The 14,474-nt window shown below is 53.5% G+C and carries 18 protein-coding genes and 1 pseudogene; 17 read left to right on the top strand and 2 right to left on the bottom strand.

From position 1 onward, the window contains the following. Positions 1-18: 18 nt before the first annotated feature. The 12 genes from QNN86_RS20845 (at position 19) to QNN86_RS20790 (ending at position 11,333) form a co-directional block, all read left to right on the top strand. The gene (locus QNN86_RS20845) at positions 19-249 is read left to right on the top strand and encodes a hypothetical protein (RefSeq protein WP_059593821.1); all 231 of its coding nucleotides are present in this window, start codon (positions 19-21) and stop codon (positions 247-249) included. 51 nt (positions 250-300) lie between these two features. After that, positions 301-1,683 carry a DUF3560 domain-containing protein gene (locus QNN86_RS20840; protein ID WP_049040215.1) on the top strand — a complete coding sequence of 461 codons (1,383 nt, stop codon included), beginning with the start codon at positions 301-303 and terminating at the stop codon, positions 1,681-1,683. A 46-nt stretch (positions 1,684-1,729) separates the two neighbouring features. Further along, positions 1,730-2,293, top strand: a complete 564-nt coding sequence (locus QNN86_RS20835) for a class I SAM-dependent methyltransferase (protein WP_049040216.1) — start codon at positions 1,730-1,732, stop codon at positions 2,291-2,293. A gap of 776 nt (positions 2,294-3,069) precedes the next feature. Beyond that, a complete protein-coding gene (locus QNN86_RS20830) occupies positions 3,070-3,342 on the top strand; it encodes a hypothetical protein (protein ID WP_059593826.1) in 273 nt (90 codons plus the stop codon). 43 nt (positions 3,343-3,385) lie between these two features. Then, complete coding sequence (locus QNN86_RS20825; RefSeq protein WP_059593828.1) at positions 3,386-3,751, top strand: hypothetical protein; 366 nt, start codon at positions 3,386-3,388, stop codon at positions 3,749-3,751. A gap of 66 nt (positions 3,752-3,817) precedes the next feature. Next, positions 3,818-5,836: a ParB/RepB/Spo0J family partition protein gene (locus QNN86_RS20820; protein WP_059593830.1), complete on the top strand. Its 2,019-nt coding sequence runs from the start codon at positions 3,818-3,820 to the stop codon at positions 5,834-5,836. A gap of 35 nt (positions 5,837-5,871) precedes the next feature. Then, a complete protein-coding gene (gene psiB, locus QNN86_RS20815) occupies positions 5,872-6,306 on the top strand; it encodes a conjugation system SOS inhibitor PsiB (RefSeq protein ID WP_059593852.1) in 435 nt (144 codons plus the stop codon). Beyond that, positions 6,303-7,031, top strand: coding sequence for a plasmid SOS inhibition protein A (locus QNN86_RS20810; RefSeq protein ID WP_059593832.1), 729 nt, complete (start codon positions 6,303-6,305; stop codon positions 7,029-7,031). Before psiB ends, QNN86_RS20810 begins: the two co-directional genes overlap by 4 nt. Continuing rightward, positions 7,028-7,354, top strand: coding sequence for a hypothetical protein (locus QNN86_RS20805; RefSeq protein WP_059593834.1), 327 nt, complete (start codon positions 7,028-7,030; stop codon positions 7,352-7,354). Before QNN86_RS20810 ends, QNN86_RS20805 begins: the two co-directional genes overlap by 4 nt. Positions 7,355-7,654: 300 nt before the next feature. After that, positions 7,655-8,995, top strand: coding sequence for an ISNCY family transposase (locus tag QNN86_RS20800; RefSeq protein ID WP_000589001.1), 1,341 nt, complete (start codon positions 7,655-7,657; stop codon positions 8,993-8,995). Between the two features lie 642 nt (positions 8,996-9,637). Then, positions 9,638-10,210 carry a cytochrome b/b6 domain-containing protein gene (locus QNN86_RS20795; protein WP_001515348.1) on the top strand — a complete coding sequence of 191 codons (573 nt, stop codon included), beginning with the start codon at positions 9,638-9,640 and terminating at the stop codon, positions 10,208-10,210. Between the two features lie 199 nt (positions 10,211-10,409). Further along, positions 10,410-11,333, top strand: coding sequence for a cation diffusion facilitator family transporter (locus QNN86_RS20790; protein WP_000167917.1), 924 nt, complete (start codon positions 10,410-10,412; stop codon positions 11,331-11,333). 121 nt (positions 11,334-11,454) lie between these two features. On the opposite strand, the pseudogene QNN86_RS20785 reads toward QNN86_RS20790, so the two are convergent. After that, positions 11,455-11,571: pseudogene (locus QNN86_RS20785) on the bottom strand (hypothetical protein); the annotation flags it as partial. Between the two features lie 24 nt (positions 11,572-11,595). On the opposite strand from QNN86_RS20785, the gene relB reads away from it, so the two are divergent. The 3 genes from relB to QNN86_RS20770 all read left to right on the top strand — a co-directional run bounded on the left by relB (position 11,596) and on the right by QNN86_RS20770 (position 12,352). Then, positions 11,596-11,835: a type II toxin-antitoxin system antitoxin RelB gene (gene relB, locus QNN86_RS20780; RefSeq protein WP_000534858.1), complete on the top strand. Its 240-nt coding sequence runs from the start codon at positions 11,596-11,598 to the stop codon at positions 11,833-11,835. After that, complete coding sequence (gene relE, locus QNN86_RS20775; protein WP_000323025.1) at positions 11,835-12,122, top strand: type II toxin-antitoxin system mRNA interferase RelE; 288 nt, start codon at positions 11,835-11,837, stop codon at positions 12,120-12,122. Before relB ends, relE begins: the two co-directional genes overlap by 1 nt. A 71-nt stretch (positions 12,123-12,193) precedes the next feature. Continuing rightward, complete coding sequence (locus tag QNN86_RS20770) at positions 12,194-12,352, top strand: type I toxin-antitoxin system Hok family toxin (protein WP_008325141.1); 159 nt, start codon at positions 12,194-12,196, stop codon at positions 12,350-12,352. Between the two features lie 274 nt (positions 12,353-12,626). On the opposite strand, the gene QNN86_RS20765 is transcribed toward QNN86_RS20770, so the two are convergent. Then, positions 12,627-13,112 carry a hypothetical protein gene (locus QNN86_RS20765; RefSeq protein WP_008325142.1) on the bottom strand — a complete coding sequence of 162 codons (486 nt, stop codon included), beginning with the start codon at positions 13,110-13,112 and terminating at the stop codon, positions 12,627-12,629. Positions 13,113-13,759: 647 nt separating this feature from the next. Here QNN86_RS20765 and QNN86_RS20760 point away from each other — a divergent pair. Then, positions 13,760-14,122, top strand: coding sequence for a hypothetical protein (locus tag QNN86_RS20760; RefSeq protein WP_104652231.1), 363 nt, complete (start codon positions 13,760-13,762; stop codon positions 14,120-14,122). 85 nt (positions 14,123-14,207) lie between these two features. After that, positions 14,208-14,474: a hypothetical protein gene (locus QNN86_RS20755; RefSeq protein WP_008324972.1), complete on the top strand. Its 267-nt coding sequence runs from the start codon at positions 14,208-14,210 to the stop codon at positions 14,472-14,474.

Below are 14,474 nucleotides of genomic sequence, written 5' to 3'. Positions count from 1 at the left end.
ATAAGGAGTTAACTTTATATGATCGTTTCTATTGTTTCACCTTCCGCAAAGGCTGTAAAGCCCCGCCGTCAGACGCGCATCATTCGCGCCGACCTTGCCGTATCAGAGATTAACCCCGCGTTAAAGGCATTCGGGCGACATATCGCCAGACGTCTCCGCAAGGGGCGCGGGGTGCATATTCCCGCGATGACAAATACCGCCTATGGGCAGGTACTCCGCACTCTTGAACTGAAACGCGCATTTAACTGATGAGGTGAGCCGCCCCGCGAGGGGCGGCAACCACCGGAAGGAGAAAAAAATATGATACAATCCACCGCACTGGCACTGACTGCCGGCATCACCCCGCCGCCCGCGTCTGAAGACAGCCCCGCGCAGTCGTACCGGGCGACCTATTCCCCGGATGACAACAAATTGCGGCTGTATGCCGCGCTGCGTCTTGATGATGAAACGTATCAGAAAATCCATGCCGTGGGTTTTCGCTGGGCACCGAAACAGGCGCTGTTTGTCGCGCCAGCCTGGACGCCAGCCCGTGAGGACGTGCTTCTGTCTCTTGCCGGAGATATTGAAGACGATGACAACACCCTTTTCGACCGTCAGGAACAACGCGCCGACCGTTTCAGCGGCTACAGCGAAAAACGCGCCGGGGAGTCAGAGCAGACGCTCGCGCAGGTGGACGCGCTGGCGTCGGTTATCCCGTCCGGACAGCCGATCCTGATTGGCCATCACAGCGAGCGCCGCGCGCGACGGGATGCGCAGCGTATTGAAAACGGCATGAAACGCGCCGTGATGCTCTTTGAACGTGCGGAATACTGGGAGGATCGGGCGCACGCCTCCCTGCGTCTGGCGAAATACAAAGAACGCCCGGATGTGCGCTACCGCCGTATCAGAAAGATTGAGGCGGACAAGCGCAAGGCGGAGCGGAATATTGCCCAGGCGCAGAAATATCTGACGATGTGGCGGGCGCAGACGCTGGATCTGAAAATGGCGCGGCTTATCAGTAATTACGATCATATTTATACCTGTTTCACGCTGGAAAAATACCCGCGACCCGCAGATAAAAGCCAGTACGAAGGCCAGATGTCCCTGCATTCGGCGCTTGAGAATGAGATTATTACCTTTGAACAGGCCCGCGATATTGCCGCCCCTTATCATGAACGCACGATCCGCCATCAGAAGCGCTGGCTGAATCATTACCAGAACCGCCTGGCCTATGAACGCGCCATGCTGGATGAAAGCGGCGGCGTGGTCACCCGTACCCGGGAGTTTGAGCCGGGAGGGCAGGTTCAGAGCCGGGGCGAGTGGCTGACCATCATCCGCATCAATAAAAGTAATGGCGCGGTCAGTTCAGTTGTCACCCCGTATTACAGCTTTATGCGCTGCAACGGGACCATGACACTGACCCCCGACCGCATCACGGACTATAAAGCCCCGTCTGCGGAAGAAGCCCTCGCCGCAAAGCAGGCCGCGAAACGCCCGCCGATCGTCAATTATCCGGGGGAGGGTTTCCGCGAAATGACCAAAGCCGAATGGTCGAAAACCCCGGCTGATTATAAGTCGGTCCGGGGTGTCGCTGAAAATGATGAGCATGGCGCGTACCGCTTCCGCCGCATCATGACCAGCGGTTACACGCTCGATAATGTGTACATCACCGACATGAAAACCGTGGAAATCCCGCAAAAATAACCGACAGACTCCCCGGCATTGCGCCGGGGAGGTAAGGGCCATTCATATGCATAGTGAACTCAGGGACCGTATTCAGGCGATGCGGGCCAGACTTGACGGACGCACCCCAGTGGCCGAAATCCGGGCCAGCTCGCAGCTTTTCGTCACTCCCGACCCGGTCTGTCGTCAGATGGCTGACCTGGCGGAGATTACCGATTCTGACCGTATTCTGGAGCCGGAGGCCGGAACAGGGGCCATTTTACGGGCCATCCGGGAGGTGGCCCCGCTGGTACGGTGTGACGCCGTGGAGCTTAACGCCGCGTTAGCTGCTCATCTGCGGGCGGCGTTTCCGGGCGTTAACGTCCGGTGCGGGGATTTTCTGGATTACCAGCCGGGAAGCCTCTGGAACAAAATCCTGATGAATCCGCCGTTTCAGCATGCGCAGGATATCCGCCACATACAGCACGCCTTAACGCAGCTTGAATCCGGCGGGATACTGACGGCGGTCTGTCTGAACGGGCCACGCCAGCAGAAAATACTCCGCCCCCTGGCTGATGTATGGGAGCCGCTGCCGCGTGGCACATTCACGTATACCGATGTTTCAACCGTCCTGCTCAGAATTCAGAACTGACGGGGGCAGTGAGCCGGGCGGGGGAGGATGCCCCCGTCTGGCCGCGCCGTAAAAGGCCGCGCGCCTGTGGCGCAGAAGGGCATTGCGCTGACGCGCAATTCCCTTCATTTGCGTCATAACCACTCTCAGAACTTGCTTCCAGCTGATGGGCTGTCTTGTTGCCCTTCGATAATCCCTTTTCCGGATACCAGGACTGTCACTTTTCCTCCTGATATACGACCTGATGGCGCTTATTCTGCTGCAACACATCCTGCAGTCTGGTTGCTGTTCCGTGTTTTTTAAAATCTCAACTCCCCGGGCGATGGCCCCCTTCGGCTCCCGGCCAGCGCTGCTGTCCGGTCGTCGAGCCCCACTCCGCCAGGGCAGCTGCTGCGCACCCGCCAGTCTCCGCCGAATCCCTTCGGGGTTCGGGCTTCGCTAGGGTCTGATGGCGAAGGTCAACCCCTGGCTTGCTGCGACTGTTCCGGCCGCGCCGCCTCCACCGCGCCGGCGGGCCGTCGCTTTAAGGCCGCCACGCCGTACCGCCGTGTCGGGTGTGTGCATCCTGTTCATCCGGTGAGGCCATCGCCCCGTGTGTCCTCACGCGGAGGGCTGGTCGTAGCACCGCCGGGTCGTCATCCAAAGGGTGAAGTGAACGCCGCCAAAACTTTTTGCGAAGGACCGCAAAAACTGTTGTCTGCGCCCTTTTCCTGCCGCCCCGCCGTCGCTCCTTTGCCCTTTGCCGCGAGAGAACTCACCAGGGAGATGGAAAACCATCACCACAGGAGAAAACCAGGATGCACACACGAAACGTCAACGTCAGAACCGCCGCTCAAGAATCTTCCAGGAAGATGAGTGAAGGGCAAAACCCTGTTTCCGTCGCGCGGGAGTGGGTGGCTCAGGCCACTGCGCTGAAAGCAGGTGTCACTGTCACCGTGTCCGCTGTGAGCCGCTACGGCGATGTTCAGGTGGAAATCCGTACCCACGGAACGCTTAACTGGCGTGCCTGGTCGTTTGAGCCCGATTTTCTTTTTGAACTGAAACGCAATCTGCAATACGTGCAGATGTAACCGGAGGCCGGACGTCCGGCCTTAACCCAGAGAAGGAGGAGCCATGCAGAACCTTAACACCCGCCAGACGACCAGAACGGTCGGGCAGAGCACCGACATCGTGAAGCTGCTGCGCATTCAGGCCAGCGACACCCACGTGGTCGAGTTTGACAACGTGGACACCCGTTTTAATGACTGCAACAACTGGCAGGTGATGGCAGGGGGCAAACGTGTCCTCTTCAGTAACCGCATGTATGAGCGTTTTTCAGATGTGAAATCGGGGATCGTGGCAACGATTAACGTGTGTGAAAACAGCGCAGGCGTAGCGGATGCAGCAATGCTGGCAGGGGCAAAAGTCATGATGCAGGTACTCGACGGCTATCCGTCCTTTGCGGCACTGGCTGCACACCCGAAACGCATCACTGACTGAAAGAGTGCCGTGGCCGGAGCGCAATCCGGACACGGCTAACCATCACTTAAACAAAGGAGCAAAATAATGGTCGCCACCAATACTACGGCAAAAAAAACCACCAAATCCACCCGCACGACAAAATCTGCGGAAAAAAATACGCAATCCACTGAGCAGAAGCTCGTCCGGTTACTTGCGGACACCCCGGTGCAAATCTTCCCGTACTCCCGCCTGTCGCGTACTGAACTCAACACGCGCATCATTCCGCATACTGACACGGAAGTGGAAGAGATGGCTGACAGTATTCAGGCAATGGGTATCCTCCAGAACCTGATCGGCACGGCGTTGCCGGACGGGACGATCGGCATCGTTGGCGGGGAAGGTCGTCGCAGGGGGACAGGCATTCTGGTGCAGCGCGGGGTACTCGCTACCGACACCCCGTTTATTCCGGTGAAAGTTCTGCCTGTGGAAATGGCGGTGGCTGCCTCGATGATCGAAAACGGCAGACGTAAAAACATGCATCCCGCCGAGCAGATTATCGGCTTCCGTACGCTGGAGCAGGAGGGGAAAACGGCCTCGCAGATCGGTGCTCTGCTGGGGTATCACCCGCGCCACGTCCAGCGCTGCCTGAAACTGGCGAACCTTGCGCCGTCCCTGCTGGATTCTCTGGCGCGGGATGAAATGACCCTTGAGCAATGTGAAGCGCTGACCCTCGCTGACACTCACGAGCGTCAGGAGCAGGTCTGGAAAGAGGCTGTTGAAAAATGGCACGATCCTGCTGTACAGACCCTGCGCAAAATGGTGACCGATGACAAGATGGCCATCAGTCACCCGATGTTTGCGTATGTGGGTGAGGAAGCCTATACCGCTGCTGGCGGTACACTGACCGCCGATCTGTTCAGCGACAGGGACAGTACCTTTGCAGATGCTTCACTGGTGAAATCCCTGCTGGCTGGCAAGCTCACCGTGCTCGCCGCCCGTCTGAAGCAGGAGCAGGGCTGGGGCTGGGCTGAGTTTCGTATGACGGAACTCAGCGGTCATGGCGAAGATAAAGAACTGTACCGCTTTGCCATGCCAGCGGCTGTGCTGACTGATGATGAACAACGCCGTATCGACGAGCTGGAAAAGGCCATCGAGGACTGTGCGACTTACGACGATCAGTACGAATTTCAGCAGCAGATTGATGATATCTGGATCGAGGCTAAATACCGCGAGGCCACACCGGAATTTCGGGCGGCGCATGGGGTATGGGTGTCATGGGATAACGGCGATTTTCAGGTTCAGCCAGGTATCCGCAGGCTGACTGACGAAGATCGCGCACAGGAGGCTCAGGAACGGGAGGCGCAACAGGCACAGGATAACAATGTCATCACCTACACCACGCCGGAAACACCTGCCGATGCCTGTCCGGCAACGCTGGTTAAAGCTATGTCCGCTGAACGGACTCTGGCAGTACAGGCTGAACTGGCGGGACGTCCTGATGTATCGGTGGCATTGCTGACATGGACACTGTGTCTCGGGCTGTTCGAACGCAGCTATGGTCAACGTGATGAACCCCTCAAAGCGTCCGTCTCCAGTAATCAGTATCTGCTTGCCTCACTGGCCCCGTCCGGAGATGAGGGTAAAGCCCTGCTGTCACTGAAGGCACAGCGTGAAGCCTTTCAGGCCACGCTGCCGGAAAGCTGGCATCTGGATTTTACCTGGTTGCTGTCATGGTCTGCGGAACAGGTGTGTGCCCTGCTGGGATTCTGCGCGGCACACGGGATCAACGGTATTCAGGAACGCCTGTATCACCGTACAGAACGGAGTGAACTGGACGGGCTGGAAGCGGCACTGGACTTTGATCTGCGCAAATGGTGGCAGCCGGATGCGACAAACTTCTTCGGTAAACTCAAAATTGCGCAGATTGGCACCGCTTATGAGGCGGCGGGGCTGCCCGACCGGGCACGGGAGGTGGTAAAACTCAAACGGCGTGATGCGGCTGTCGCTGCCGCAGATGAACTGAATGCCCAGGGCTGGCTGCCGGACTGGATGGTCCGGACTCAGTCCGCTGAACAGGATGAGACTGACTGCGCTGAAACCGACCTGACTGACCACGCTGCTTAATCCGGAGGCCGCCGCCTTTGGGCGGCGGGAATAACATGACCATGATTTATGACCTGAACAAAATTAACCGCCTGACCGCCTCCGACATGGAGTCCGTCCGCCAACAGGGTGAAGATGCCCGTCGTGGACTCAGTGATGCCGTGCTGGCTCTGCTGCCCGTGCCGCAGAACTGGTGCATCTGCGCCGAATACCGAACGGAGTTTGGCGGTCTGTTCCCCGTCCAGTGCCGCCTCAGCGCGGACGGCAGCGATGAGTACCATCTGTGCGTGTGCAGTCCGGGTGATATTTCCCCGTACTGGCTTCTTGTATTACTGTCTGCCGGAGGTCTGGTTGTTCGCACGCTCTGGCAGGGAGAGCAATTTGATCCCGTTCGCATCGGTACGCTGGTCAGCCAGGTCGCCGGAATGCGCCGCTTCGGCTGTTCCGCCCGCACGGTCGTCAGTCTGCTGAATGAGGAGGTGATGGCATGATCCCGTCAACACACGCTCTTGTGACCCTGAAGCCTGCCCGCCAGGCGGCACTGCAGGCCATTATCAGTGTGGAAACCGCCCGCGAACGGGGGGCGCGTCTGCCCTCTCTGCCACATGTGCGCACTTTTTTGCGCGTGCTGACCGGCAGCAGTCGGATTAACACGGCGGTGGCACAGCGTATTCCTGGCCTGAACTGGGAGCCGAAGAACCGCCTGTGCAGTCTCAAACAGGTTGAGGAAGCACTGGATCGACTGATTGCCAGCAAAGGGGAGCATTGCCCGCTGCCGATCTCCACGGATGTACAGGCCGAACTGTTCCCGGAGGTGATGCATACCCGGACAGATCGCCGGATGCAGCGCGAGAAAATTGCTTTCACCCGCAAAATGCGCCAGGAAGACCGGGCGCTTGAGCATCGCTGGCTGTTACGCCAGAACCTGCTGGGGCAGGCGGTGACCGAACTGAATTTTCAGTCACCGGAAACCATCAATATCTGGTACCGGCGCTGGGCAGACGAGTTTGACGCGCGGGAACTTGAGTCTGCATTCTGGTGCTGGCAGACGCGGTTCACGTCGCTGAAAGAGCTGGACTGGCTGCGTTACAGCAATGCCCCCCTGTACGAAGTGATGTATGAAATTACCTTCATTGTGAAGGATACCCCGGATGAAATGCGCCGGGCAGAACGCTGGCAGGTTCCCAACAAGCTGACAGCCCGGAGCGGGCTATGAAGTGGCGCTATTCACTCCGCTGGAAGATGCCGCGTACCCCGTGCCCGGGTCCGCAGGAGCTGGTCTCAGAAGTGGTGGATGCCGGGCAGCAGGCTCCTGAATCGGTGATGTCGCGCTGGATTGCGGGGGCCGGGTATGCAGTGTGCGTGGATTTTCTGGATGAGAGGCAGGTCAGGCGCTGGAGTGATGAACGGAAAGCCGCTGCCCGCAGGCGAAATCTGGAACGCCGGGTAAACCGGATTGCGCCGCTGTTTGCGGAGGAACTTATCTCGCGGGAACTGACGGAACGCCCGGACTATTTTCGCGGAAAAACAGTCCGGTAATCGCCGGATACCTGGTCAGCAGGAGGCGGTGTAAGGTATAATGGCACTGGCGCTTGAGGCTTTTTGCCTCATGACGTGAAGGTGGTTTGTTGCCATGTTGTGAGGCAGAAAGAAGAAAGCCCCGTAGGAAGTTAATGTTATTAACCAACCACACGAGGCGATCTGCTTGACTAGACACCAACAGAATAGCCTCTTAGTTGCCGCAAGGCAAGGAGAAGAAGGCCTGTGTTAACACCAAGCTGTAATGTCCCCTTTGAACCATTCTAAAATGTCCCCAGACAATTCTCTGGGGGATTTTTCATGATCAAAGAGACTGTTACGATGAGTCATAAGGAACTCGACCGACTTCACATTATTCAGGAGTCACTTAATCGCCATATTACTCAGGAACAAGCTGCGGCACGCATTGGCATTTCTATTCGGCAGGTTAAACGTCTGGTGCAACGGTATAGAAATGAAGGGCCTTCTGGTCTAGTTTCCCGCCGACGTGGAAAGCGTCCCAATAATTCCTTTTCTACCGAATTCAGAGCAACAGTAATTTCACTCCTCAAAGGCCGCTACGCTGATTTTGGACCTACGCTTGCGTGCGAAAAATTGCGCGAGATACACGGCTTGTGTTTATCCATTGAAACTCTCAGGAAGTGGATGGTAGAGGAGGGCATATGGCGCGAACGTCGTCGTAAGTTTGCCCGAATTTATCAGCGCCGGATGCGGCGCCCATCCTACGGTGAACTCATCCAGATTGATGGCTCGCCTCATGACTGGTTTGAAGGTCGGGGCCCCAAATGCACACTGATAGTCTTTATCGATGATGCTACCAGCGCTCTGATGGCGCTACGATTCGCTCCTGCAGAAACAACCCGGGCTTACATGGAAACCCTCCGGGGTTACCTTAATGATCATGGCGTACCACTGGCTCTCTATTCTGACAGACACAGTATATTCAGAGTAAATAACCCGGAGCGGGAAGGAGAGTTGACTCAGTTCACACGTGCGATAAAGACACTGGGCATCGAGCCAATCCATGCCAACAGCCCGCAGGCAAAAGGGCGGGTAGAGCGTGCCAATCAGACACTGCAGGACAGGCTGGTCAAAGAAATGCGGCTTCAGGGTATCAGTGATATTGAAACAGCAAACGCATGGTTGCCGACCTTTATTGAAGCCTATAACAACCGGTTTGCTACGCCGCCTCGTATTGCTGATAACGCCCATCTTGATGTACACCATTCTGAAGAGGAACTGGGTTATATCTTCAGCCTCCAGGCGAAGCGCGTTCTCTCCAAAAATCTCACTTTCCAGTACAAAAGCAGTGCGTTTCAGATTCGCAGTGAAGGCCGGGGATATCGACTTCGGCATTCGGTTGTCACGGTATGCGAAAGCTTTAACGGTGAAATTAAGGTTCTGTATGATGGGAAAGCGTTGGGATGGGAAAAATATGTTGATGGCCCGGAGCCTATACCACTGGATGATGAAAAAAGTGTCCATGAACGTGTGGATAATGCCCGTTTTGATTTACGCTCAAAATTCTACGTAAAACCTAAAGCTGACCATCCTTGGCTCACGCGCCGCACGCAAAGTAATCAGCAAGTGAAGCCCCCTAAATTACCCAGAAAGAAGGCTGATCCCGATAAAATGGACTGAAACCAGGCGTTATTCAGTTGAGTGCATATCCAGTCATAGGATAGATTCTTACGTAGCGTTTCTGGCGTGCATTTTCGGGTGGTTTGTTACTGTTTTTAACGGGGACACGTCAGAAACGCGCTCAGGCCGTCTGAGCGGTACGCGTAATGCGGCGTTATGGTAAATAGCCTATGCTAATGTCCGCTAAGAGCGAGAAGCGGACATTGCAGACTGCCCAGTAGAAAAAGTGCTATCAGAATTATCTAAAGGAAGATCGTATTTACCATGTCTCATTCTAACTGTTTAATAAATTACAAAAATTAAAATTTCCATTTAATATCATCGCGTTAAGCAAGAGAATTAAACCTCTCATTTAATTTATGATTCTTATTTAATTCATGAGTTGGTGTAAAAATAGGTTGCCGCACTATAGAAAGACACATATTTAAACCCAGCAGGAAATCATATTTGAAAGTAATGTGTTTAAGGGGCTGCGTAACAAGAACAGCAAGTAAACACATAGTAATAACAGTTACCATTCCCATTTCGCAAGTGGCCATATCAGAGGTGAACTAATGCCTGCTGCAATTTTAAGAATTAAGGTTATCCTAATAATTCTTTTGTATGATTAAGATCATCGATAAATTTACTAAGGACTCATTAATGAAATTGCGACTCTGGAATCTATTACCCCATGATTACGCTCCTTTTTTTCGTATTCTTCACATCATTGTGGCATTTCTAATATTATCACAAATTATTAACTCTAATCTGACAGAGACCGAAGCAATTGGTGAACATAGTCTTGAAGGAGTTATAACCTGGATGCACATTATTTCAGGGTTAGGACTGATTATTTGTGGTTTTATTATGTTAAGTTGGATGCTTACTCAAAGAGGTTTTACTTATTATTTTTCATGGGTAGGGCTTGACTTTAGTGGTATTAAGCAAGATATAAAAACGTTGACTAGTTTCCGACTGCCCGATGCACATTCGGGAGGTATTGCCAGTACAATCCAAGGATTTGGAGTTCTAGCATTGCTAATTGTAGCACTTTCAGGTGGCCTATGGTTCTTGTTGAATACCATGCAGTCAAATCTGGCTGAAACAGTAATCCACTGGCATAAGTTCTTTACTACTTTCATTGAGGTCTATTTTTATGCACATGGTGCAATGGGAGTTTTGCATATTTTAATTGAAAAATATAAAAGCCGCTCAGTTAACCTAAGTGACTAATCTGTTGTGAGATAATATTACTTCAAGTTGAAGAAAACCCTAAAAATAAAATTTAGTTTACTAGAAGATGAAACAGCACTTGCAGAGACTTTTTAATTAAATTTAATAAAAACGAAAAAATATTCATGGCGAAATGATTGTTTAATTATCTATCATGGATAGAAATGTGAGTTAGTCGTCCTATTTTAGGAAGTTAATAATGACTAAAACAAAAGGGTTACCTCGTCCGCTGACGCACTACGCTTGGCTTTCCATTGCCACGGCTATTGCCACTATCGGACTCAAAGGTGTGGCGTGGAAAATGACCGGTTCGGTCGGTCTGCTATCTGATGCCATCGAATCCGTAGTTAACCTCGCAGGAGCCCTAATGGCGCTCTGGATGCTGACCTTGGCTGCGCTTCCGGCCGATGAGAACCATGCATATGGGCACGGCAAAGCCGAATATTTCTCGAGTGCTTTCGAAGGATTTCTGATCCTATTGGCGGCAGCCAGTATCGCCTATACCGCAGTTGAGCGGATGTTAACTCCACAGCCGCTTGAGGAGATTGGTCTCGGATTACTGGTTTCAACAGTCGCATCAATCCTTAATTTTGTGACGGCTCGCATTTTGTTAAGGGCTGGCAGGCAGCACAACTCTATCACTCTTGAGGCAGATGCTCATCACCTGCTGACCGATGTCTGGACGTCGGTCGGTGTCATTTTTGGTGTCGGACTGGTTTATCTGACCGGCTGGTTTTGGGTCGATCCGATCGTTGCATTGCTGGTCGCAGCCAACATCGTTTGGACTGGTTATCAGCTTATGAGTCGTTCAGCTGCAGGTCTGATGGACGTATCGCTACCCACGGAAGAACTCAAAAAAATCGAGTCACTGCTGGCAGGATATCGTGAACAGGGGCTTGATTTCCATGCACTACGTACACGCCAGGCTGGCGGGCGGGCGTTTATGACAATGCACATCCTAGTTCCTGGGCGATGGACTGTTCAATATGGGCACGACTGGGCCGAGCGTATAGAGAATGATATCCGCACCGCACTGCCTTTTATCCATATCACCACTCATGTGGAACCGTTGGAAGATCCCGCGTCAATGAACGACCAAACGCTCGACATTTCTGATCACTAAACTAACCACATGTCGCTGGTCGGGCAGGGTAACAAACCTCGCTCTACAAAAATTTCAGGTATTCTCTATAATTCTGAGGGTACTTGATGTGACCTGCGCCCAATTGTTGGGCACGCAATATTTTTAAAAAGTCCGCTTCTGGCACAAAGCGGACAGTGATCACCGTTCTTACGACTACTTTCTGACTTACTTCGTGACTTGCCCTAAGCATGTTGTAGTGCGATACTTGTAATGACATTTGTAATTACAAGGGGTGTAAGACATGGGTAGCATTAACCTACGTATTGACGATGAACTTAAAGCGCGTTCTTACGCCGCGCTTGAAAAAATGGGCGTAACTCCTTCTGAAGCGCTTCGTCTCATGCTCGAGTATATCGCTGACAATGAACGCTTGCCGTTCAAACAGACACTCCTGAGTGATGAAGATGCTGAACTTGTGGAGATAGTGAAAGAACGACTTCGTAATCCTAAGCCAGTACGTGTGACGCTGGATGAACTCTGATGGCGTATTTTCTGGATTTTGACGAGCGGGCACTAAAGGAATGGCGAAAGCTGGGCTCGACGGTACGTGAACAGTTGAAAAAGAAGCTGGTTGAAGTACTTGAGTCACCCCGGATTGAAGCAAACAAGCTCCGTGGTATGCCTGATTGTTACAAGATTAAGCTCCGGTCTTCAGGCTATCGCCTTGTATACCAGGTTATAGACGAGAAAGTTGTCGTTTTCGTGATTTCTGTTGGGAAAAGAGAACGCTCGGAAGTATATAGCGAGGCGGTCAAACGCATTCTCTGAACCAAAGCATGACATCTCTGTTTCGCACCGATGGTGACACTTCTGCTTTGCGTTGACAGGAGAAGAAGGCCATGAAACTGCCGCGAAACACCCTGCTCTGGTGTGTATTGATAGTGTGTCTCACACTGCTGATATTCACTTACCTGACCCGGAAATCGCTCTGCGAAATTCGCTACAGGGACACGAACAGGGAGGTGGCGGCTTTTATGGCTTACGAATCCGCTAAGTAGCTAACCCCGGCGGGGGAATCCCCCGCCATTCAGGAACTGATGATGTCTGACATGCCTGAAGCGCCTTTATGAAGGGGTTGCCGGTTCGCTGGCAGCCCCTTTTTCCACTTCTGGTGCGACCGCACGCATGAACAACCAGAAAGGAAGGTTCCCTCCAGGGGAACGGGGCAGGGCGGCAGCGCCTCCGGCGCGCCCGCTCTCTTCCCTTCATGTATTACCTCTGTATTACATATTAATGCTACTGTACGCATCCATTAGCATTAATATGGGAAGGTTATTTTTCCCTGTTCCGTGCTGAACGGATGCCTGCCTGATAATTCTTTTTCACACTTTCAATATCACTGAGCGTTGAAGCCTGGCAGGAATGTGCAGCAAGACGGTAGCGGGCGGCAATTTCATCAAGGATGGCAGGGGTGTTGTCTCTGCTGCGATGCTGGCGACCTTTCTGGCCAAAAATGCTGACGATGATGTCCTGACTGCCCGAACGTCCGAAAAGACGCATGCAAAGACGCTTTACAATCAGTGGAGTTAAATCCAGATCGATGTCGTCTGCGATTTCAAAAATAAAACTCAGCATCCGGTACGTTTTATAGCGTTTAACTGCTGCGCTGAGACGTGCAGCCCTCTGAGGGAATTCCCATGATTCATCGGAATAACGCTGCAGCTCTGCCTGGTAATCTCTGGCCAGATGTTCGAGGGTGTACTTAAAGTTGCGGTAAAAATAAGCGCGGGACTGTTCAGTCTGAGATTCTTCAGCCATTTATGGACCGTAGATTAATGCTAGTGTATGCGTACATTAGCATTAATAATTAAAGTCTTCAAACCTCCCTCGCCTCGCCGGAGATCTGAATGCGGAAGTGATGGCACTGCTCTCTCATGGCCTGAAACAGAAAAACGGGCAGGGCGATGGCCCCCTTCGGCTCCCGGCCAGCGCTGCTGTCCGGTCGTCGAGCCCCACTCCGCCAGGGCAGCTGCTGCGCACCCGCCAGGGCAGCTGCTGCGCACCCGCCAGTCTCCGCCGAATCCCTTCGGGGTTCGGGCTTCGCTAGGGTCTGATGGCGAAGGTCAACCCCTGGCTTGCTGCGACCGTGCCGGTCGCGCCGCCCTGACCGCGACGGTGTGACTGTCGCTTTAAGGCCGCCACGCCGTTCCGACGTGTCGGGTGTGTGCACCCTGTTCCCCCGGTGAGGCCATCGTCCCGTGTGTCCTCACGCGGAGGGCTGGTCGTAGCACCGTCGGGTCGTCATCCAAGGGGTGAAATGCACTCCGCCAAAACTTTTTGCGAGTATCCGCAAAAACTTTTGTCTGCGCCCCTTTCCTTCCTCCCTTCGCCGTTGCTCCTTTGCCCTTTGCCGCGAGAGAACTCACCAGGGAGATGGACAACCATCACCACAGGAGAAAACCAGGATGCACACACGAAACGTCAACGTCAAAACCGCCGCTCAAGAATCTTCCAGGAAGATGGGGGGCGAACTACCTCCGCTGAGAGGTCTGGCACTGCGCATTCAGTGGGGTAAAGCGCACGTGATGCGTGTTATCGACGCCGTGAAAGCGAAAAACGAGGCGCTGGATGTTGTTTTTGAGGCGATGCTTGAAGGCTACGGCGATTTTGCCAGTGGTAAGCATACCCCTCCGCATATGTTTTCAGACGTTCCGGAGCTGGTAAGTGCGTGGCATAGCGGATGGGCACAGGCCGCTGGCGTCGAGGAAACGTCGAATTGTGCCTGCTGCCAGAGCGGCAGCGGTGAACCCTGCCCGTATCACGATTAACGAACGGGCAGTGACTGCTGCCCCATGAACTGTCCCCGCGTCATTTTCGCAGGGAATAACCCGGACAACCCGAGGAGTACACCCTATGAACGTTAACACCCCTACCGGAACATGTGATTCAGACCTCACTCCGTCCCAGTTCACGGATCTGTTTTGCTGGGTCCTGGCTGCATCGGAAGGGGAGCCACAACCAGGTATTTTTACACCGCCAGCGAATGCCTCTGAGCTGACGTTAATTGATTACGAATGCCCGGATTATATCTCTGTCTGGGTAGTCGACGGGTGTCCGGTAGCAGCTGCAGCGCCGCTGGATAATTTCCATCGCGTTATTTCTTCATCTCTCACTAAATAA

This window comes from Citrobacter sp. C348 (assembly GCF_047467975.1).
GTDB classification, from domain to species: domain Bacteria; phylum Pseudomonadota; class Gammaproteobacteria; order Enterobacterales; family Enterobacteriaceae; genus Citrobacter; species Citrobacter gillenii.
This window is presented reverse-complemented; position numbering and strand designations above follow the sequence as displayed.